At 45.7% G+C, this 21894-nt stretch carries 20 protein-coding genes; 14 read left to right on the forward strand and 6 right to left on the reverse strand.

Going from position 1 to position 21894, the window contains the following annotated elements:
* Positions 1–4: 4 nt before the first annotated feature.
* Both JHD69_RS00575 and JHD69_RS00580 read right to left on the reverse strand, forming a co-directional pair.
* Positions 5–1849 (reverse strand): sensor histidine kinase, encoded by a 1845-nt coding sequence (locus JHD69_RS00575; RefSeq protein WP_199136207.1) that lies wholly within the window; start codon positions 1847–1849, stop codon positions 5–7.
* Between the two features lie 152 nt (positions 1850–2001).
* Positions 2002–2373, reverse strand: a complete 372-nt coding sequence (locus tag JHD69_RS00580; protein WP_199136210.1) for a DUF3127 domain-containing protein — start codon at positions 2371–2373, stop codon at positions 2002–2004.
* A gap of 70 nt (positions 2374–2443) precedes the next feature.
* Between JHD69_RS00580 and JHD69_RS00585 the strand changes: the two genes are divergently transcribed.
* The 8 genes from JHD69_RS00585 (at position 2444) to JHD69_RS00620 (ending at position 9979) form a co-directional block, all read left to right on the forward strand.
* Complete coding sequence (locus JHD69_RS00585; protein ID WP_199136380.1) at positions 2444–3631, forward strand: THUMP domain-containing class I SAM-dependent RNA methyltransferase; 1188 nt, start codon at positions 2444–2446, stop codon at positions 3629–3631.
* Between the two features lie 120 nt (positions 3632–3751).
* On the forward strand, positions 3752–4003 hold the full coding sequence (locus JHD69_RS00590) for a helix-turn-helix domain-containing protein (protein WP_199136212.1): 252 nt from the start codon (positions 3752–3754) through the stop codon (positions 4001–4003).
* Between the two features lie 66 nt (positions 4004–4069).
* Positions 4070–4717, forward strand: a complete 648-nt coding sequence (locus JHD69_RS00595) for an HD domain-containing protein (protein ID WP_199136214.1) — start codon at positions 4070–4072, stop codon at positions 4715–4717.
* 126 nt (positions 4718–4843) lie between these two features.
* Positions 4844–6100, forward strand: a complete 1257-nt coding sequence (locus JHD69_RS00600; protein ID WP_199136216.1) for a putative DNA modification/repair radical SAM protein — start codon at positions 4844–4846, stop codon at positions 6098–6100.
* Positions 6087–6860 (forward strand): TIGR03915 family putative DNA repair protein, encoded by a 774-nt coding sequence (locus tag JHD69_RS00605; RefSeq protein WP_233165598.1) that lies wholly within the window; start codon positions 6087–6089, stop codon positions 6858–6860. Before JHD69_RS00600 ends, JHD69_RS00605 begins: the two co-directional genes overlap by 14 nt.
* A 64-nt stretch (positions 6861–6924) precedes the next feature.
* On the forward strand, positions 6925–7968 hold the full coding sequence (locus tag JHD69_RS00610; RefSeq protein WP_199136221.1) for a sensor histidine kinase: 1044 nt from the start codon (positions 6925–6927) through the stop codon (positions 7966–7968).
* Between the two features lie 60 nt (positions 7969–8028).
* Entirely contained in the window at positions 8029–8670 is a 642-nt protein-coding gene (locus tag JHD69_RS00615) for a DUF47 domain-containing protein (protein WP_199136223.1), read from the forward strand.
* Positions 8671–8677: 7 nt separating this feature from the next.
* Positions 8678–9979 carry an inorganic phosphate transporter gene (locus JHD69_RS00620; protein ID WP_199136225.1) on the forward strand — a complete coding sequence of 434 codons (1302 nt, stop codon included), beginning with the start codon at positions 8678–8680 and terminating at the stop codon, positions 9977–9979.
* 24 nt (positions 9980–10003) lie between these two features.
* Here the strand turns inward: JHD69_RS00620 and JHD69_RS00625 are convergent, their stop codons facing one another.
* From JHD69_RS00625 to JHD69_RS00635, 3 genes are read right to left on the reverse strand one after another with little or no spacing between them, the layout of a single operon-like run.
* Positions 10004–10618 (reverse strand): FMN-binding negative transcriptional regulator, encoded by a 615-nt coding sequence (locus JHD69_RS00625; protein ID WP_199136227.1) that lies wholly within the window; start codon positions 10616–10618, stop codon positions 10004–10006.
* Between the two features lie 46 nt (positions 10619–10664).
* Positions 10665–11924, reverse strand: coding sequence for a carboxypeptidase-like regulatory domain-containing protein (locus JHD69_RS21425; RefSeq protein WP_199136229.1), 1260 nt, complete (start codon positions 11922–11924; stop codon positions 10665–10667).
* Positions 11914–12492, reverse strand: coding sequence for an RNA polymerase sigma factor (locus JHD69_RS00635; protein ID WP_199136230.1), 579 nt, complete (start codon positions 12490–12492; stop codon positions 11914–11916). The genes JHD69_RS21425 and JHD69_RS00635 overlap by 11 nt, the downstream gene beginning before the upstream one ends.
* A gap of 100 nt (positions 12493–12592) precedes the next feature.
* Here JHD69_RS00635 and JHD69_RS00640 point away from each other — a divergent pair, with 100 nt between their 5' ends.
* Together JHD69_RS00640 and JHD69_RS00645 are read left to right on the forward strand one after the other, a co-directional pair.
* Positions 12593–14527 carry a vWA domain-containing protein gene (locus JHD69_RS00640; RefSeq protein WP_199136232.1) on the forward strand — a complete coding sequence of 645 codons (1935 nt, stop codon included), beginning with the start codon at positions 12593–12595 and terminating at the stop codon, positions 14525–14527.
* A 38-nt stretch (positions 14528–14565) separates the two neighbouring features.
* Entirely contained in the window at positions 14566–15306 is a 741-nt protein-coding gene (locus JHD69_RS00645) for a DUF4197 domain-containing protein (RefSeq protein WP_199136382.1), read from the forward strand.
* 322 nt (positions 15307–15628) lie between these two features.
* Here JHD69_RS00645 and JHD69_RS00650 read toward each other — a convergent pair whose 3' ends face one another.
* On the reverse strand, positions 15629–16924 hold the full coding sequence (locus tag JHD69_RS00650) for an esterase-like activity of phytase family protein (protein ID WP_199136235.1): 1296 nt from the start codon (positions 16922–16924) through the stop codon (positions 15629–15631).
* 139 nt (positions 16925–17063) lie between these two features.
* Between JHD69_RS00650 and JHD69_RS00655 the strand changes: the two genes are divergently transcribed.
* From JHD69_RS00655 to JHD69_RS00670, 4 genes are all read left to right on the forward strand, one after another.
* Positions 17064–18281, forward strand: a complete 1218-nt coding sequence (locus tag JHD69_RS00655; RefSeq protein ID WP_199136237.1) for a DEAD/DEAH box helicase — start codon at positions 17064–17066, stop codon at positions 18279–18281.
* Between the two features lie 71 nt (positions 18282–18352).
* Complete coding sequence (locus tag JHD69_RS00660; protein ID WP_199136239.1) at positions 18353–19633, forward strand: replication-associated recombination protein A; 1281 nt, start codon at positions 18353–18355, stop codon at positions 19631–19633.
* A 3-nt stretch (positions 19634–19636) separates the two neighbouring features.
* A complete protein-coding gene (locus JHD69_RS00665; RefSeq protein ID WP_199136241.1) occupies positions 19637–21109 on the forward strand; it encodes a DUF5687 family protein in 1473 nt (490 codons plus the stop codon).
* A 5-nt stretch (positions 21110–21114) separates the two neighbouring features.
* Positions 21115–21810 (forward strand): ABC transporter ATP-binding protein, encoded by a 696-nt coding sequence (locus tag JHD69_RS00670; protein ID WP_199136243.1) that lies wholly within the window; start codon positions 21115–21117, stop codon positions 21808–21810.
* Positions 21811–21894: the final 84 nt, after the last annotated feature.

Below are 21894 nucleotides of genomic sequence, written 5' to 3' on the forward strand. Positions count from 1 at the left end.
ATGATTAATTGCTATGTTTAAATGGTATAATAACTTCGAAAGTGGTACCTCTGTCTTTTTCGCTCTGCACCTTGATGCTGCCGCCCATTTGCATGAGGATATCTTGTACATAGTTCAGCCCCAAGCCAAAGCCTTTTACATCGTGCAGGTTTCCGGTATGCACCCTATAAAACTGGTCAAATATGCGTTTGGTTTGGTCTTTGGTCATGCCAATACCCTCGTCGGAAACCTGTATATACAAGTTTTTGAGACTGCTTCGCGTACTGATGGTAATTTTCGGCTCGTTTAAGCTGTACTTGTTGGCGTTGTCTATCAGGTTGTAAATTACATTAGAAAGGTGCAGTTCGTCGCCCATAACCAAGTCGTCGGCCGAATTGAGATTGAGCGTAACCTGGGCATTGCGCTTTTGCAGCTGCAGGCCCATGCTGTCTACTACAGCCATAATCAGGTCGTTTACATTGACAGGTGCATATTCCAGCTTGATTTCCTTCTTTTCAAGTCGCGCTACGCTCAACACGCGCTCGATGTGGTTGCCCAGGCGAACATTTTCATCATAAATGATGTTGGCCAAGCGGCTGATGCGCGTCTTGTCTTCAACCACTTCCGGATCCTTCAACGCTTCGCTGGCAATCATAATGGTGGCTACCGGCGTTTTAAATTCGTGCGTCATGTTGTTGATGAAATCCGTTTTCATTTCCGATAGCTTCTTTTGTCTGATGATGGCCAAAATGGTATAGGTAAAGATAAAGATCAATACCAAAAGCAGGGCTACCGAGGAGGCCAACGTAGCAAACATGTTGCTGAATATCAACGAACTTACATTGGGAAAGCTTACGTAAAGCATTCCTGGGTCGTTGATCACCACATCATTGCTGAAAACCACATGCTCGAACGTATTTTTAGGCAGAGGCTCATTAATGTTATGTGATACATTCTGGTAGATGATGCGATTCTTGTCTTTGGCGGGGGTAAGCCAGTAATTGTAGGCAAGCTTGATGTTTTTGCTCAGCAATTCCCGCCGAAGCAGCGTATCGAGTATTTTTTTTGACGGAATACGGTTCTCTAAAGGTACATTTTTGTTGTCGAGCTCTTTAGCCACATCCTGTACCAGGTTAAAGCTGTTGTTGCTAAAAAGGTTTGCCGTATCGGCATACAGCCTATCCAGCTCCATTTGGTACTTTTTGCTGGCCTTTGCATCTTCTACCTTGAACTTGGCCATCATATCGGGATCTTTGCTCGGAAAAGAAACCACATGGGGCAACCAGTTCTGCGGACTAAAGGCAATATACCTGATGGTGTCGGGCAGCTTTCCCTGCTGCAGGTTGGTTCTCAGGTGCAAAAACCTAGGCCTAACTCTTCTGCTGATGAGGTTGCCGTTTACATCCTTGATATCCTCAATATCCAAGCCCAGTTTATTGTTTGCGCTCGAGTTTGGATTAGAATAGATTTGATATTCTTCTTCGGTAATCATGAAAGGCGACAAAAAACTGGCCTTGATGGAACTGTCTTGAAAAAGGATATAATCGAGCATTTGCTGCTGTTGCCGGTATTTTCTTTGGCTCTCGCTGTCCTTAAAGCGAACCTTGAAGGCCACGATGGTATCCGTTTTGCTTTTCAGGTCTTCTTCGCGCTGCCTTCTGGCTTCGTCGTCTTTTCTATTGATGCTGGTTACGACGTTCTTCTTCTGAATTTTGTTGACCACCGCATTGAGTGCCTGGTTTACATTCTCTTCGAAAAGCCTCGAGTTCAGCTTGTACGATTCCCTGATGTAATACACCTGCATCACAAAAACACCCAGCAGGGCCAGGGTCATGAGCGCCGTAATTATCCAGAGACTTCTTTTTTTCATCTTTAGTTATTCAAAAATAGCGAAGTATTAGCCCATAAGCCTAGGTTTTAACACTTTTTAACAAGTGTGATTGCCAATTGGTTAAACAAAAAAGCCGTCTCGAAAATCAAGACGGCCCGGCATTTAAATTTGTTTGCTTAAAAAAAGATCTTTTAGAAAGGAAGATCGTCTTCCTCACCCGCCGATGCGTTAAGGTCGGCAGGGGCGGCATATTGTGGCGCTGCCGGAGCGGCTCCTGCCGTATTGGTGAGGGCGGTTAGGCGCCAAACCACTAAACTGTTAAAATAAGAGGTTACGCCTTCTTTGTTGGTCCAAGGACGGCCACGCAAATTGAACGAAACTTCTACTTCGTCGCCCGGTTTCAAACTATCGAACAAAGCTGTCTTATCTTGTAAAGCCTCAAACCTGATGTATTCAGGGTAAGTAGGATTTTCTGCATATTCTATAATCAAATCACGTTTTTTAAACGTTTCGCTCACTTGTTGTAACGCACCGATTTCGTGCACTTTTCCTTTAATTTCCATTTCAATTCTATATTATTATCCTCGCAAACCAAATCTCTATATTTTTATTGATAACTTCGCAATCTATATGATGCAAGTTTTCCACAACAAGAGCAAGGTTATTGTAACCTGCAACAAAAGACTTTCGCCCTACCTGCAAGAAGAAGTTGCAGCGCTGGGCTATACCATTGTACGTGCATTTGCTACCGGCGTTGAGCTCAACATTACCCTAACCGAATGTATCAAGCTTAACCTTAACCTGAGGTGCGCTAGCCAGATCCTCTATTGCATCAATAGCTTTAAAGCCAGCAACCCCGATGAGCTCTATAAAGAACTGGCAGCCATGGAATGGGAAGAACTGATCGATTTTTCGGGCTATTTTTCGGTAACTTCAAACGTAGACAACCCCACCATTACCACGCCACTTTTTGCCAACCTCAAAGTAAAAGATGCCATTGTAGACCGCATCAAGGATAAAAAAGGCATTAGGCCAAATTCTGGCTCCGATGCCAATAAAACTGTGGTTCACCTTTATTGGAAAGACAACGAAGCTGACGTTTTTTTAGACACCAGCGGCGAAACCCTAGCCAAGCATAGCTATCGCAAAATTCCAGGCAAGGCCCCTATGCTCGAAGCCTTGGCTACCAGCGTAATTTTGGCTACCCAATGGGATCAAAAATCACCTTTTGTCAATCCCATGTGCGGTTCGGGAACCCTGGCCATAGAAGCTGCCTTGCTGGCGACCAACCGCAGGCCAGGCCTGTACCGCATGAATTATGGCTTTATGCACATTTTGGGCTACGACGAGGAGGTGTTTTTTGCCGAAAGAAGAATACTGAAAGAACAGGTGATCAAAAACATCGACCTGCAAATCGTGGCTTCCGATCTTTCTGAAGATGCCGTTGAAGTGAGCCGCAGAAATGCCAAAACCGCTGGCGTTGATACCCTCATTACCTTCGAAGTTTGCGATTTCGAACGCACCCAAGTGCCCCAAACCGGCAAAGGCGTAGTGGTGTTCAATCCCGAATACGGCGAACGCCTGGGCGTACACAGCCAGCTGGAGCTCACCTACAAAAGAATGGGCGATTTCATGAAAAAACAGTGCAAGGGCTATTTTGGCTACATCTTTACCGGAAACCCCGATCTGGCCAAGAAAATTGGCTTAAAGGCCGACAAAAAGATCGAATTTTACAATGGTAAGCTAGATTGCCGTCTTCTCGAATACGAACTCTACGACGGCTCGAGAAGGCCCGACGAGGAAAGACCAAAGAGAGCCTAACAACATACACCTCCGGATTTGGCAGGTCGCCACCACAGAAAATTTCAATATCCGAAGTTATTTCAAAACCACGGGTGCTTTTTTTTTGTTTATGCTTTCAGATCAACCCTATACAACCACATGAAAGATAAGGCAAAACAGCAGATGCAGGAAGTAGCTTCCACAATCAGGAAAATAAGGGAACAGAAAAACTACACCCAAGATTACCTGGCCGCCAAGCTCGATATCTCGCAAAATGCATACAGCAAAATAGAGCTGGGCTACAGCAAAATTACCCTCGACAGGCTTTTCCAGATTGCCGTGATTTTAGAAGTTGAGGTCATGCAATTGCTCTACCCCGAAAAGACAGGCAACCTAGGACCCTTCGCCTAAACATTTTTCAACAAAAGACGCTTGTCAACAAAATTCGCGATAACTTGCGGCCTCATATCTATACCCATGCAGGCTATCATTTCAAAAACCATCGAATTTGTGAAGGCAACCTTGGCAGGCGCCGAAGCGGGCCATGATTGGTTTCATATTGAACGCGTTTACAAAACCGCCCAAACCATTAATGCCATCGAAAAAGGCGATGAGCTGCTTGTGGCCTTGGCGGCTTTGCTGCACGATATTGCCGACAGCAAGTTTAACGATGGCGACGAAGAAATCGGCCCTCAAAAAGCAGGCGACTTCCTGAAAAGCATCGATGTAGCCGAACCTATTATCGTACAGGTACAGCAGATCATCAAAAACCTTTCTTTCAAAGCCAGTTTGGGCACGCTTACCTTTGCGTCGAAAGAGTTGGACATTGTACAGGATGCCGACCGCCTGGATGCCATTGGCGCCATTGGGATTGCCCGGGCGTTTACCTACGGTGGCTACAAAAACCGCGTATTGTACGATCCGGCCATTGCACCTAAGCTGAATATGAGCAAGGAAGAATACAAGAACACCACGGCACCTACCATTAACCACTTTTACGAAAAGCTGCTGCGACTTAAAGACCTAATGAAAACCCAAACCGGCAAAGCCATGGCCGAAAAACGCCATCAGTTTATGCTCGACTACCTGGAGCAGTTTGATGCCGAATGGGAAGGCCGTGCATAAGGATAAGTTGGGGAGCTGACAGTTTAGTTAATTAGTGATCAACCGAACCTTACCCCAAAAAGCGCTGGTATTTTTACTAATTTTTTTAGCATGATTTGTTATTTTTGAATTCCAAATCCTGTTAAAATGTCTGAGCGCCTAAGAGAAAAACTGAACATCCTTGCCGATGCCGCCAAATATGACGTTTCCTGCTCATCAAGTGGCAGCAATCGGAAAAACCACAACAAGGGAGTTGGCAACGGCCATATATCGGGCATTTGCCATACCTATACCGAGGACGGGCGCTGTGTATCATTGCTCAAAATCCTGCTTACCAACCACTGCATCTTTGATTGTGCGTATTGCGTAAGCAGAAAAAGCAACGACATTGAACGCGCAGCCTTTACGGTAGAAGAGGTAGTAGAACTAACCATGAACTTTTATCGGCGCAACTACATAGAAGGCCTATTTCTTAGCTCCGGGATCTTTAAAAATGCCGACTTTACCATGGAAAGGCTATTGCGCGTGGTCAAGAAACTGAGGCTTGAAGAAAAATACAACGGCTATATCCACCTCAAAACCATTCCAGGAGCTAGCGACGAGCTGATCAAAGAGGCAGGCCTTTATGCCGACCGCATGAGCATCAACCTGGAAATGCCTACCGAAAGCGGATTGAAATTACTCGCTCCAGAAAAAAGCCACCAGGATGTGATGAAACCCCTGGGATTTGTACAACAACAAATCGTGCAGTTTACCGAAGAAAAAAAATTGATCAAGCACGTACCCCAATTCGTGCCGGCAGGCCAAAGCACCCAAATGGTGGTTGGTGCCACCCCCGAAACAGATAAGGACATTATGTATACCGCTGAGGCCTTTTATCGAAACTTCTCGCTCAAAAGGGTCTATTATTCTGGCTACATTCCCATTAGCAACGACAGCCGTATGCCACTTATCGGCAGCCAGCCCCCTTTGCTTAGGGAAAACCGGCTTTACCAAACCGATTGGCTCATGCGTTTTTATGGGTTCAACGTTAGAGAAATATTGAACGATAGCCACCCACACCTCGATACCGACATCGACCCCAAATTGAGCTGGGCTTTGCGCAACCTCCAGTATTTTCCTGTCGACATCAATACAGCAACCTACCAAATGATTATGCGCATACCTGGAATAGGCATTGCATCGGCCCAAAAAATCGTCAAGGCCAGGCAGTTTGGCAGGCTGCATATTTATCAGTTACAAAAAATTGGCGTGGCCTATAGTCGCGCCAAATATTTTATTACTTGTGCCGATACGCCTTTTCAACTTCGGGATTACCAAGCTACGCAGCTCAAAGCCTTTATCTTGGCCGAAAGCCAAAGCAAATACCTCAAAACCGACCGGCAGCAACTTGCGCTTTTCTGATATGATTTATGTTTTTGACCAAAGCCTTGAAGGCCTTTTGACGGCCATTTTCGAATGGTTTGAGCGCAAGCCCGGCGCAGTAAGGCTTTGCAGCACTTTACACTACCAGCCTGACGCCTTTAGTGAAACCCTGTTCATCCACACCGATAGCGAAAAGGCAGGCCGCGTGTGGAAAGGCCTGCAGCAACGCCTATCCAAAGAATGGCTGCGCAAGCTTTATTGTTGCTTTCTTTCCGAGCAAGAAGAAGCTTTTGTGGCTTTTTTTAACTGTTGTTGCATCTTATTCAAGCAGCAAGGCGCAGAGCAAAACTATGGCGACCCCTTTGTTTTGACCGTGGCAAAGCTGGCCCGGAGCGTAGAACGTGAAAAGCACCGTATGGAAGCCTTTATCAGGTTCGAAAAGGCAGAAGACGGCCTGTTTTATTGTGGCATCGATCCCGATTTCAATGTTATTCCCTTAATTGCAGGGCATTTTACCCAGCGTTATGCAGACCAGCGTTGGGTGATCTACGACATCAAAAGGAACTACGGTATTTATTACGACCTGCGGCAAACCACAGAAATCTTTCTCGAAAACGGCCTGCAACTGCTTCAACAAAAGGAAAAAGTCCAACAAGACGAAAAGGAGAAGCTCTATGCCAACCTCTGGAAAGACTACTTTAAAAGCACCAATATCCAATCCCGCAAGAACACCAAGCTGCACGTGAGGCATGTACCCAAGCGCTATTGGAAATACCTTACCGAAAAGCAACCAGAATAAAGCTACGGCTGCTTTTAACACTTTACTTAACATGGACTTAACTTATTAGTTGTAAATTAGCCTTATGAAGTTAAGCGTACTTGTACTCATCACGGCACTCGCAGTTGGCCTTTCCATTGGCTTGGTCAACTTCCATTTTCAGGGCAGCTGGTATTATTTACTGATTTCTTTTGGGATTTCGTTTGTAACCAGTTTTCTGGTTTTTTACTACCTGTTAGAGAAATATATTTATGGCAAGATCAAGCTGATTTATAAACTTATCCACAACCTGAAACTAGGCAAAGACTTGAAGGAGGCCTTGGGCGAATATGTAAGTTCAGACCCGATTAACGATGTAGAGCAAGAGGTAAAAGAATGGGCCGGCGCCAAAAAACGCGAAATCGAACTCCTTAAAAAACAGGAACAGTTTAGGCGCGAATTTCTTTCTAACGTATCGCACGAATTTAAAACGCCTTTGTTTGCCATACAGGGCTATATAGAAACCTTGCAGGATTGTATTGCCGACGACCCGGAAACGGCTATCAAGTTTCTGAAAAAGGCCGAAAACAATGTAGAACGCTTAAGCTATCTCATCAACGACCTCGATTCGATTTCCAAGCTCGAAACAGGCGAAATACCCATCAATTTCCAGAAATTCGATTTTGTGGTGTTGGCCAAAGAAGTAATGGACAGCCTGGAAGACAGGGCCATGGCCAACAAAATCAAACTATCGTTCAAGGACAAATACACTGGTCCCACCATAGTGTTTGCCGACAAGGAAAAAATAAGGCAAGTAATGATCAACCTGATCCAGAATTCCATCAAATACGGCAATGAAAACGGCGCTACAGCCATCAAGATATTCGAACTGCACGACCAGTTTCTGATCGAGGTAACCGACAATGGCATTGGCATTGAAGAGAAGCACCTGAACAGGCTGTTTGAGCGTTTCTACCGCATCGATTCGCACCGCTCGCGCAAAGAAGGCGGCACCGGCTTGGGCTTGGCTATTGTTAAGCATATTTTGGAAGCGCACCAACAGACCATTTCTGTACGCAGCACGCCCAACATCGGAACTACTTTTGCATTTACCTTGGAAAAGGCCAATCAGAACGATTTATTAAAATAGTTGTTGGAGTTAACATTAACTTAACATAGCAAGCTTAGTTTTGTATCATATTTAATGAGTATGAATAGCATTTTTAGCTTCTTTACCCCTAAGGATAAAAAATTCCAACCTCTATTTGAACAAGCCGGCAGCAACGTTTTAAAGATTGCAGAAGCATTATTGGTCGTGGTAACCACCACCGACTTAGATAAAAGAAAAGAAGCCATCAAGGAAGTAGAACGCCTTGAGCACGTGGGCGACGATATTACCCACACCATCTTTATCGAACTGAGCAAGAACTTCATTACGCCTTTCGACCGCGAAGACATCCACTCTTTGGCCAGCGCCATCGACGATATCGCCGATTACATCCACGCTTCGGCCGGAAACATCGAGCTGTACAACATGGTAAACATTGGTGATGCCATGGTCAAACTGGCCGAGCTCTTGGTAGAAATGTGTGCCGACTTGGAAAAAGCCATCAAGGAATTGAGAAGCTTTAAAAACATCAGGGTAATTGCCGATGCCTGCGTAAGGATCAACAGTGCCGAAAACCAGGCCGATTACGCCTGCAATTTGGCCATTGCCCGTTTATTTGAGTTTGAAACCAACGCGATAGAATTGATTAAACAGAAGGAGATTTTGCAAACGCTGGAAATCGCAACCGACAAATGCGAAGATGCAGCGAACGTGCTTGAATCTATTTTGGTTAAAAACGCCTAACAAAAATATGAGTTTAACCCTACTTTTCGTCATCATTGTATTAGCCCTGATTTTCGACTACATCAATGGCTTTCATGATGCCGCCAATGCCATAGCTACCATTGTTGCAACCAAGGTGTTAACGCCTTTTCAGGCTGTGCTTTGGGCAGCTTTTTTTAATTTTTTGGCTTATTGGGTATTTGGTTTTGGCGTTGCCGATACGGTAGCCAAGACCGCCAACACCATGGAAATTAACCTGGTGGTGATTTTGGCCGGCGTTATAGCGGCCATTATCTGGAACCTGTTAACTTGGTGGCTGGGCATTCCTTCCAGTTCGTCGCATACCCTGATTGGAGGTTTTGCAGGCGCCGCCATTGCCCATGCAGGCTTTAACGTAGTACTTTGGTATAAAGAAGGCAAGGCGGGCGAAATGCCTACCGGCGTATTGGTAATTTTAGGCTTTATTGTACTGGCTCCGGTTATCGGGGCGGTTATTTCCTACTTTATTTCCATCTGGTTTCTGCACTCTTCCAAAAAGAGCATCTGGCCAAAAATATTTACCCTAACCTTAATGCTGGTGGTTGGTATTTACATTTACACCCAGATTAAATTTTACCACGAAATCAAACACCCGCGCTTCGAATCGCATTTTTGGAGCGTAGTACTTGAAGCCCATAACATCAAATGGCTGCTCGTGGCCTTCATCGTCATGTCGGTCAGCTTTTTCTGCCTTATTTTTAGCAGTTTGAACCAAACCCAGTCTACCGCCTGGTTGCGCAAGATGCAACTCTTGTCGTCGGCCTCGTTTAGCTTGGGCCATGGTGGCAACGACTCGCAAAAAGTAATGGGCATTATCGCAGCTGCAGTAGTAGTTTACATCCATACCAGCGGTGTGTCTATGGATAGCCTGCCCTCTTGGCTACACGTAATCCTCCCCTCAAAAGGAGCCAACGGCGAAGAAATTGCCGGACAAATGCCTGATTGGATTCCGTTGGCCTGTTACAGCGCCATTGCAGCGGGTACCTTAAGCGGCGGCTGGAAAATTGTAAAAACCATGGGCTCTAAAATTACCAAGGTAACCCCGTTCGAAGGTGTAACTTCTGAAACTGCAGGTGCCTTAACCTTATACTTTACCGAGCATCTTAAAATTCCGGTAAGTACTACGCACACCATTACCGGTTCTATTATCGGCTCTGGCTTAACCAAAGGCGTATCGGCGGTAAAATGGGGCGTAACCGTAAAACTGATTTGGGCCTGGATACTCACCATACCTGTTTCGGCGGTACTGGCTGCGCTGGTCTATTACCTGTTAAGCTTATTTATCCATTAATAAAAAAAGGCTTTAAGATTTAACTTAAAGCCTTTTTTTCATGTCACGGGCTACCTGCTGCGCATCGGCATCGCCATGCTGTTCCAGGTTTTCGATGATTTTCTTGCGGTTGGCCTCCGTATGGTTTTGGCTCAGCTTGAAAACATTGGCCAAGCCCTCTACCCTGATTTCGAAACCACTGATGGCTTTGAGGTTCTTCTCGATGTAATCGTCAGTCATGCGATGAAACGCCGCCTGGCTCGTTGCCGGATCTTCGTAGCTGTTGGTTAACTGTTTGATTACCTCTCGGGTTCCAGCTTCATCCATCAGCCTTATTTTACCTTTGGCCTGCACCGAGCTATAGTTCCAGGTAGAGGCTCCTGCCGGATTTTCGTAAACCGAAGCGCTGACATAGGCATGGGCACCCGTAAATAAGGCCAGCACGTTTTCGTTTTGAGCATAAGCTTCGTGATGATCGGTTTTTTTCATCACATGACCAACAATACGCAAGCCCTGTTCGTTTTGATAAACCTGAACAGGCACTTGGGTAGCTACCGGGTACATTCCATCAAAACCAATTAAGGTGATAAAAGGATGCGCCTGCATAAAAGCCCATACTTTTTGGGCATCTTTTTCTTCAAACTTAGAATTTTTGTACATTTTAAAGGGGAATTAGGACCAACAAACAGACCGGGAACTGCAGCAACTAAAACTCGATGCTCAATTCTACTTTAGAATCTGAAGGATGATGCCGGACCCAATTTGGCCCTTCCTTAACCAAGCGGATGGCTTCATCGTCTTCGGCCTTGGTTAAGCCTTTTACCACCTTGATATGGCTTGGCCTGCCTTTGGCATCAACCTCAAAGCTAAGCAACACCATTCTGTTGGCCACAGCGCCTTTGTAAAGCTTATTATTGCTGTTTAGGTATTCCCTGTACTTGGCCCAGCTTTCGGCTGGCGTTGGGGGGGCTATTTTAGCCTTGCTTATATTTACCGTTACCTCTTTCAGGGTTTGATCGGCAGGTTCCAATTCGATGATGGCTTTATTGGCTTTAGTACTTACCTCTTTGGCATTAAAGCCCAAATAATTAACGGTTAGGCTTTGGCTGTTGCTACTGTCAAGGCGCAGGCTAAATTCGCCTTTGCTATTGGTCATGGTTCTGATGTTGGTGTTCAGCACCTTCACATCGGCACCCGGAATAGGCAAACCATCTATTTTGGAAATGACTTTGCCACTAAAAATATCGGGAGAAAAGGTAACGCCTGGTGCCCGGCCACTAAGGGTTTGATTTAAAGGCCTGGCTTCTCTTTTGGCCACGGCTACGTTGCTCAGGCTATCTACTTTAAGCGCGCGGACCTGCATTGCCATTGGCGCTGGTGGGGCGGCGGCTACGCTCACTTCGTTCTTGTCGCTTACTTCTGCGACCGTTTTGTTGGCCAATATATCTTCTGGAGCAGTTTTGGCAACAGCCTTCCCTTTAGGGTTGAGTTTGGCGAGGCTGCTGGTTTTGGCACTGGCCAGGGCTTTATCAACTTCACTGGCTACGGTGGCATCGGCAATAGGCGCTTCGGTTTTTTTAGTGGCAACTTGGGGTGCCGTATTTACTTCTACCTGCTTAGGCTGCTGCTTGGCCAATTGTTCGCGGTTGTTGCTTTCCCTCATCCAAAACAAGAGGCTGGCCACCACAAAAAGTACGGCGGCGGCGGCCGCAATGCTTAGGCGTTGCGAAGTTAGGCGCCATCTTTTTTGTTCAATCGGCTTTTGGGCAATGCGTTCCTGCAATTGTTTTTGAAGCAGGGATAAAGACTGGGCACGCTTGGGCGATTGGCTCAAGCCAGCTAGGGCTTCGGCCACGAAAGGATCCTCAAGCGAAAGTTTTTCCACCTGATGCATCTTTTGGGCATCGAGCTTACCATCAAGGTAATCTTCCAATACTTCAATATCTATCCACTCGTTATAGCTCACTGTTCTTTTCTATGCAAATTTTCAAATTTCTCTTCCCATTTTGGATATAGCTCTTCACTTTGAGCATATCGTAGCCGGTTATATCGGCTACTTCCTTATAGCATTTCTCCTGCAAGTAGAACAGTTCCACACTCTTTCTCTGCTCTTCAGACAAGGTTTCCATGCACTTTTCCATCAAGGTAAGCTGCGTTTCTTTTGCATCGTCAATATCCAGATGCACAAAGTCCTCGTTTTCCACAAAATTATCTTCCAAAGTTACGGTAGGATTTTTTGTAGACTTGCGCAAGGCCATTAGGCAGTGGTTCCGGGTAAGCACATGGAGCCAGCTTTTGAAGTTCTGTACCTGGTGCAGCTTCAGTTTCAACACCAGTTCTTCAAAAATCTGCATCACGGCATCCTTGCTCTGCTCTTCGTCTCTAAAATAATTGAAGCAGACCCCAAAAACCAGGTGCATGTATTTGTTGTAGAGCGTACCCAATGCCTCCAAATCACCGCTTTTCTGATAGGTTGCAATCAGTTCAGAATCGTCGTGCTGATTAATCTTGGTGGTATTTTTGATAAACTTCAATGTGGGCCGCTGCTAAATCTTATCCAAGTATAAAAAATATTTTCCGTTGTGGCTATGGAAATCTGAGAAAGCTGCCATCATCAAACAAAACCTACAGCTCATGAAAAGATTAATACTACCTTTTTTGGCCTTGTTCATTTTGTTTGGATTTAAGGGCATAACCACCAGAACCATTACTGGAACAATCGTTGATAAAACAGATGGGAAAGGAATCCAATTGGCAAGCGTCAGAGCAATGCCCAGCAAGAACAAAGTAACCACCGACAATAATGGCCAGTTCAAGCTAGAGATCAACAAAAACGACAAAACCTTTGAAGTTTCCTATCTCGGCTATAAAACACAAACCATTACGATTACCAAGGCAAACCATTACGAGATCCGGCTCGAAGAAGATTCTCATTCGCTAAACGAAGTGGTTGTGGTTGGTTATACGGCACAATTGAAAAGAAGAGAGGTCGCATCATCCTCCAGTTCCCTAATTAGCGCGAAGGAAATGCGAAGTCAACAAGGCAAGGCGGCAGGAGTTGTAATTCGAGGCCATAATTCCTTTCAAAAAGACAAACCCGTTCATGATACCGAAAGCTATAGTGCCATTAAGGAAAACGGTTTTTTGAAGGCCAACAAAAATCCTTTATCTACCTTTTCTATTGATGTAGATGCGGCTTCGTATAGCAACATGCGCCGTTTTATCAACAATGGCAGTTTGCCTCCAAAAGACGCCGTACGTATCGAAGAAATGATCAATTATTTCGATTACGACTATGCGGACCCAACCGGAAATGATCCGGTAAATATTGTAACAGAGCTAGCACCAGCCCCTTGGAACAGCAAACATCTGTTGTTACATATTGGCTTGAAGGCCAAAAAAATCGCTACCCCGCACCTGCCAGCATCGAATTTAGTATTCTTGATCGATGTTTCTGGATCAATGAACGATGAAAACAAACTGCCGTTGCTGGTTTCCTCGTTAAAGCTCCTTACCGATCAGCTGAGGAAACAAGATAAGGTTGCTATCGTAGTATATGCCGGCAGTTCTGGCTTGGTATTGCCTTCTACTTCTGGGGCCAACAAAACGACCATCAAAGACGCTTTGAGCAGACTGAGCGCAGGTGGTTCTACAGCTGGTGGCGCCGGATTGGCATTGGCCTATAGAGTGGCAACCGAAAACTTTATTAAGGAGGGAAACAACCGCATTATTTTGGCCACAGACGGCGATTTTAACGTGGGCGCCAGCAGCGATGCCGCTATGGAACGCCTTATTGAGGAGAAACGCAAAAGCGGCGTATTCCTGACGGTACTGGGCTACGGAATGGGCAATTATAAAGATAGCAAAATGGAAACCTTAGCCGATAAAGGTAATGGCAACTATGCCTATATCGACAATATTATGGAGGCGAAAAAAGTGTTGGTGAACGAGTTTGGAGGCACCTTGTTTACGGTAGCCAAAGACGTGAAACTTCAGTTGGAATTCAATCCATCCAAGGTACAGGCTTATCGGTTAATCGGTTATGAAAACCGCCTGCTTAACGACGAGGATTTTAACGACGACCAGAAAGACGCTGGCGATATGGGATCGGGACATACGGTTACTGCACTTTACGAAATCATACCGGTTGGCGAAAAAAGCGAGTTCATTGCTAACGTTGACGAGCTTAAATACCAAAAGACAAAAGCCTTGGCCAGCCATAACGATGAAATGCTGACCATTAAGCTCCGCTACAAAGAACCTAGCGCCAACAAAAGTAAGCGCCTGCAAAAAATAGTTCGATACGAGGCGATGTCTACCAACACTAGCGACAATTTCAGGTTTGCGGCAGCTGTGGCCGAATTTGGCATGTTGTTGTGCCAGTCCGAGTTTAAGCAAACCAGCAGCTTCGAACAAGTCATAGACCTTGCCAATGGAGCAAAAGGCAAAGACAAAGAAGGCTATCGCACAGCGTTTCTAAAATTAGTGCAGTCGGCCAAATTAATGGCAAAAGATTTGCTTAATATTGCCGATAGAAACGGTGATGGGGAGGAGCGCAATAAACGCTAGCCACCATCTTTTCCGCTCTTTTAACAATTGAAAAGATGATGATAAAAAAACTAGGTTTATTTTTTACCGCTGGCGCTCTATTATGCCTCAGCAGCTGCGATGTGCAGAGCCAATCGAAAATCGGCAACATTTTAAAGCAAATTCCGACCAGCGGCAACCCTACCACCTTAGAAATTGGACAGGGCATTAAACAGGCCCTCGAAATCGGAACTTCGGAGGGGGCCGACAAACTTTCGGCAAAAGACGGCTTTTTTGGCAACCTGGCCGTGAAGATCCTTTTTCCGCCAGAAGCACAAAAGGTTGAAAAAACACTGAGAAGCGTGGGCTTAAATGCTTTGGCCGACAATGTAATCCTGAGCATTAACCGCGCCGCCGAAGATGCCGCCAAGGAAGCCAAGCCTATTTTCCTTTCGGCTATCAAGCAAATGACCATTGCCGATGCCACCAACATCCTGCTGGGCGACAAGGATGCGGCTACACAGTATTTCAAACGCGTAACCACTGCGCAGCTGATGGAAAAATTCAAGCCGGTAATTACCAACAGCCTGGGCAAGGTAGGTGCTACCAAATATTGGGGCGATGCCGCTACGGCCTACAACAAGCTGCCTTTGGTAAAGCCAGTAAACACCGATTTATCGAGCTATGTGGCACAAAAAGCCATCGACGGCATGTTTATCCAAGTGGCACAGGAAGAGCTTAAAATCAGGGACAACATCAATGCCCGCTCTACCACTTTGCTGCAAAAAGTATTCGGCTATGCCGACAACAAAAAGAAATAAAGTGCAACTGATGGGCCTATGCTTTCCGCTACGCATAAATTGTTGATTTGTTAATAAAAATTTCACCAATTAAAACCAAATTCTTGCTAGCTTGTTCTATCAAAAAAAGAAGAAGTCATCTATGGCAAAACAAAAACAACCAACGAAAAAAAGTCCTGTGAACGGGCGATCCGTGTAGGGCAGGCAAAGCATAGCTAACCAGCAGTTAAAGAAAAGCGTCTCGACAAAACCGGGACGCTTTTTTGGTAAAAGGAAGAACCTCCATCCAACAAAAAAGCCATGCCTTTCGGCACGGCTTCGATCTATTAATCTGTTACCCTTACTATTTCAGCTTAACAAAGTAAAGTCGGTTACGGTCAACCTTATTTGTCAATGGCAGTATCTTAGCGGCAAAGCCACTGGCACCGTTATCCACTACTCCAAAATCATCATCGTTAGCAATGGCCAATATATTGCCCGACAACAAAGTCAGGCCTTCGGCTTTATCATGCGGATAAACCATGGGCAGGTCTTTCAATAGGTCGAGTACCAAGGTTTTGCTAACCGGAGCGATGCCAGCTCCTTGCAGGCCCGCCAAATTGTTCAGTTCTTCTACCGTTTTGCCACCGTACAGCTTCCCATTAGCACCATTATTGGCATCAGAAATATCAGTAGCATTGCTGATATCGATCTTGAATACACGCTTAAATGCAGCCGGATTGGTTGCTGCGCCACCAAAGTTGCCATCGCGCTCTATGGTAAGAAAAGTTGTGCTATTTACCGCTACGATATCGCTTACACCAGTGAGGCTGGTATTATCCATCAGATAGGCATATTGTTTGGTAGCCCCGGTAGCAATATCGAAAGTAAGGATACGTAAAACCGTAGAATTGGCTACAGCTGTTTTAGAGGGGTTGTACATCGGCGATTGCATCATGCCCACCAAGGTCTTGCCATCAGGGGTTATCGTCAGCCCCTCCATGCCCCGGTTGGCCCTGCGGGTTGCAAACACTGCCGGCAATTTACGGCCTCCGGTGCCACTACCAAAAGGATTGATACGTTCTAAGGTTTTTCCACTTGCATCTACGTGTAAGATATGTGGGCCGTATTCATCGCTGATCCAGAAAGTACCATCGGCTGCCAAAACCAATCCTTCCGAATCGATTCCATCTGCACTTGGCGTTAACACTTGTCCATTCAGGTCGTAAGCCGTCTCGCCCGAAGCCCCCATGCCCACTGGATTGGGCAATCCGTTCAGTTTGCCATTTTGGGCATTTTTAAGTTCGATCACCTGCTCTAGCACCAGCTTCCCATCCTTTAGTCTGAATTTGCCAATTTGAGGTGCAAAATCAGGCTTGCCGATGATGATCGAATTGGCGACCTGTCCGGCTACGTTAGAGCCCCGATCGGTTAACATGTAAAATACATCTGGCGATTTGGGATCGGCTGCTACCGCCGAGCCAAAGCCGCCATTATAAACCTTTACGCCATCGGCCGTGGTGAAAAGAATTGCAGGCTCGCTTACTTCGGCCATATCAGGGTATACAAAAGCTGGGGTTTCTGGAGAGGATGAATGTTTTTTGCAGGCTGCGAATAAGATCAGGCCGGCCGAAAGGAAGCTCAATGCTTGTTTTTTCATAAAAATATGTTTGTTTTTACAAAAGAACCGAAACCATATAAAGGCATTATTAACATAAAAACAACAATTTGAACAGGCGTTTAATTTGTTTTTGGCTTTTATTTGAGGTACTTTTATCGAGTATTTTACAGATAAACATTTGGATTTTAAGGATTTTAACTTCAACCCCGAGCTTTTAGAGGGTTTATTGGCCATGGGCTTCCGCAGTGCAACGCCCATACAGCAACAGGCCATTCCACTAATTTTAGCAAAAAAAGACCTGATTGCCTGTGCCCAAACCGGCACCGGAAAAACCGGCGCCTATCTTTTGCCGATTATGCACATGCTGACCGAAAAGCACGAGCGGCACAATACCACTTTGATATTGGCCCCAACCCGCGAATTGGCACAGCAGATAGACCTTCAGGTAGAAGCGCTTTCTTATTTTACCAATATCAGTTCGCTAACCGTTTATGGCGGCGGCGACGGCATCGCCTACGAACAGCAAAAACGATCGATGCGCGAAGGCGTAGACATTATTATTGCCACCCCCGGCCGCTTAATTGCGCACCTTTCTTCGGGCCTGCTCAAAATGGACCAGTTACAGTATCTGGTACTCGACGAAGCCGACAGGATGCTCGACATGGGCTTTTACGAAGACATCATGAAAATTGTAGGCTACCTGCCCAAAGCGCGTCAAACCGTCATGTTCTCGGCCACCATGCCTCCTAAAATCAGGAAATTGGCCAGCAATTTATTAACAGAACCTGAGCAGATCAACATCTCGATATCTAAACCAGCCGAAGGCATTAACCAGCAGGTTTACCTTATGCACGACGAACAAAAAGTGCCTTTGCTGACCGAAATATTGAAATCGGCCACCTACAACCGCATTATTGTTTTTGCGGGCCGCAAGGAAAAAGTAAAGGAGCTGGGCAAGGTATTTAAGCGACTGGGCCTCAAAGCGGCCTCGTTCCATAGCGATTTGGAGCAGAAAGAGCGCGAAGCCATTATGCTCGATTTCAAGAACAGCAAACTGAACGTACTGATCGGCACCGATGTACTGAGCCGCGGCATTGACGTAACGGGCATAGACCTGGTGATCAATTACGATGCCCCCCACGATGCCGAAGACTACATTCACAGGATTGGCCGAACTGCAAGGGCAGCCACCACCGGCACAGCCATTACCCTGGTTAACGGCAAAGACAAACGTAAACTGGCCAACATCGAAAAACTGATTGAACGCCAGATAGACCGCATGCCCTTACCCGAGCACCTGGGCGAAGCACCAAAGGAAGAAGCCATGGCCGAGCAAAAACCCTATAAAAAGAAAAAGAAGTTCTTCAAGAAAAAGCCGAAGCCAGCTGCCGGCTAAAAAATCAGAAAAACACTTGCAATATGCCAATTGCTTTCTAATTTTTGGTTCAAATTCTATACCTTTAGGCTATGCAGAACCTCCCACCTTTAGCAGAACGGATGCGTCCACAAAATTTGGATGAGTATGTGGGACAAAAGCATTTGGTTGGTCCAGATGCGGTTTTGCGCAAAGCCATTGAAAGCGGGCAATTGCCTTCCATGATTTTTTGGGGGCCTCCGGGAGTAGGCAAAACCACTTTGGCCTCCATCATTTCACAAAATCTAGACCGCCCATTTTTTAACCTCAGCGCCATCAATTCGGGGGTTAAAGACATCCGAGATGTCATTGACCGTGCCGCCGCACTGAAAGACAGTTTCATGGGCCTGCCCATCTTGTTTATAGACGAGATCCACCGTTTCAGCAAATCGCAACAAGACAGCTTGCTGGGTGCGGTTGAGCGGGGCTTGGTTACGCTGATTGGCGCTACCACCGAAAACCCCTCTTTCGAAGTCATCTCGGCTTTGCTTTCGCGATGCCAGGTTTATATTTTAAAGGCACTGACCGAAGAGGAATTGGTTTCCTTGTTGCAGACCGCCATCAAAAAGGACGAAATCCTTCAAAAAAAGCAAATCAAAATCAAGGAGAACGAGGCTCTCATCCGCCTATCGGGTGGCGATGCACGCAAGCTGCTCAACGTACTCGAAATAGCCATCAATGGCATTGGCGGCGATCAAATTACGCTGACCAACGAGAACGTACTGGCGCATGCCCAGCAGAACCTGGCCCTGTACGACAAGGCTGGAGAGCAACACTATGATATTATTTCGGCCTTTATCAAATCCATCAGGGGCAGCGACCCCAATGCCGCTGTTTATTGGCTGGCCAGGATGATAGAGGGTGGCGAGGACCCGCTGTTTATTGCCCGCAGGCTGGTTATTCTTTCCTCAGAAGATATTGGCAACGCCAATCCCAATGCTTTACTGCTGGCTAACAACTGCTTTGCCGCCGTTAATGTGATCGGCTATCCCGAAGCCAGGATCATTTTAGCGCAATGCGTAACGTATTTGGCTTCTTCTGCCAAAAGCAATGCATCTTACGAAGCCATCAACAAAGCGCAGGCCTTGGTTAAACAAACCGGCAACCTGCCCGTACCGCTACATATCCGCAATGCGCCAACCAAGCTCATGAAAAACATCGGCTATGGCAAGGATTACCAATATTCGCACAGCTACGAAGGCAATTTCTCCGAACAGGAATATTTGCCCGAAGAACTGAGTGGCACCAAGCTTTACGATCCGGGCAAAAATCCGGCAGAAGAAAAGCTGCGCGAGAAACTAAAACAAAATTGGAAAAACAAATATAACTACTAATCTATGCTAACTACTTTTTTAGACCATCAAAGAAAGGCCTTTTGGCGCAGCCGAAACAAGGCTGGCAGCATTGCGGCACAAATTGTACTGGTCTTTTTTATGCTTTACTTTTTGGCTGTGGCCATTGGCGTTGGCTTTGGCATGACCAAGTTTCTGCCCAAATTCTTTCCCGGTCAGGATGCCATTGTAAGTTTTAACGGGCTGATCCTTTATTATTTTGCCTTCGATTTCATCATGCGCCTGCAGCTGCAAGAATTGCCTACGCTAAGTATTATTCCCTATCTGCATCTCAAGATTCCGAAGCGCAAAATCATCCAGTTCCTCAACATCAAGGCGCTCTTTTCGGCCTTTAACCTTTGGCCGTTTTTTATCTTTTTTCCGTTCTTTTTCATCAAGATCGCACCGGCCTACGGTGTGCTTACCTTGCTGATGTATATTGTTTCGGTGCTATCGCTGGCGGTATTCAATAACTACCTGGTGCTGTATATTAAAAGAAAATCGATTGCCAATATCTCGTTTACGGTAATAGGCTTGGCCATTTTTGCCGGATTTGCAGCTTTGGAATACTACAAGGTGATTTCGGTAATGGCTGCCAGCAACTTTGTTTTCTCCAAATTGGCTCAGTATCCGTACATCGGTTTTGTTTTTACGCTTCTGGCTTTGATCATCTTCAAAATCAATTCTACCTACCTGCGCAACAACCTGTATGCCGAGGAGCTGAGCGCCGGACAAGAGAAAAAGGTAAGCACTGATTATGCTTTCTTGAATCGTTTTGGCCGTGTTGGCGAATTGGCGGCCTTGGAGCTGAAACTGATTTTACGCCATAAACGCCCGCGTTCGGCGGTTTTCATGAGCTTTTTGTTTTTGTGCTACGGCTTCATCTTTTACAAAGAATCCGTAATCGCCAAAAATGCGTTCGGACAAATGATGTTTGCCGCCATTTTCATGACCGGTATTTCTATCATTATTTATGGACAGTTCATGTTTGCCTGGCAAAGTGCCCATTTTGATGGCATTTTGAGCAACAAAATCAACTTCAAGGATTTCATCAAAGCCAAATTCCTGCTTTTTACCATTTCTTGTACCATTATTACCTTACTGGCCAGTTTTTATGGTTTTATCAGCCCAAAGCTGTTGTTATTGCACCTGGCGGCCTATCTGTACAATATTGGTTTCGGCACGGTAATCGTGCTTTACCTGGCTACCTTAAACTATAAGCGATTAGACATTACCAAGGCCGCCAGCTTCAACTATCAAGGCACGGGTGCTACCCAATGGTTGCTGATGTTCCCTTATGTGTTGACCCCCATTTTACTTTATGTGCCATTCGGCATCATGAACAAGCCTTACCTGGGACTAATGGTCGTTTCTTTGTTCGGCCTCATCATGCTCCTGATGCGTGGATTCTGGGTTAATTATATTGTTAAAAGATTTGAAAAACAACGTTACAAAATAGCCGAAGGCTTTAGAGAATAAGACATATGCTAGAAATTAGAAATTTACAGAAACATTATGGTGGTCGCACCGTAGTTAATATTCCGAACCTGACCATCCGCGATGGTGAAACCATTGGCCTGGTAGGCAATAATGGCGCGGGTAAAACCACGCTTTTCAGGATGCTGCTCGATCTCATCAGACCCGATGGTGGCGAAGTGCTTTCCAAAAACGAAAACGTAGCTGCTACAGACCAATGGAAAGACTATACCGCTTCTTATCTGGACGAAGGCTTTTTGATCGACTACCTGACACCTGAAGAGTATTTTATGTTTATTGGCAGCCTGCACAACTTGAGTGCTGCACATGTAGCCGATTACCTTAAGCAATACGAAGAGTTTTTTAACGGCGAAATCCTGAACCGCGGCAAATATATCCGCGATTTTTCGAAAGGAAACCAGAACAAGGTAGGCATTGCCGCCGCTTTGATGCAAAAACCCGAGCTTTTGGTGCTCGACGAGCCTTTTGCCAACCTCGATCCTACAACCCAGATCAGGCTCAAAACATTGATCAAATCGTTAAAGGCTACCCATCGTCTTACTACTTTAATCTCCAGCCACGACCTGAACCACGTAACCGATGTATGCGACAGGATTATCCTGCTGGAAAAAGGGGTGGTAATCAAAGACTTTAAAACCGACGAAAATACGCTGAAAGAACTGGAAGCTTACTTCTCAGAATAAATCGGTGGCATGTAACAAACTTGTATACAAATATGGTCAATCTGTACCTTGTGCAGGGTATGGATTGCCCCTGTTTTCTTTAAG

The organism is Pedobacter sp. ASV12 (assembly GCF_016429155.1).
Lineage (GTDB): Bacteria > Bacteroidota > Bacteroidia > Sphingobacteriales > Sphingobacteriaceae > Pedobacter.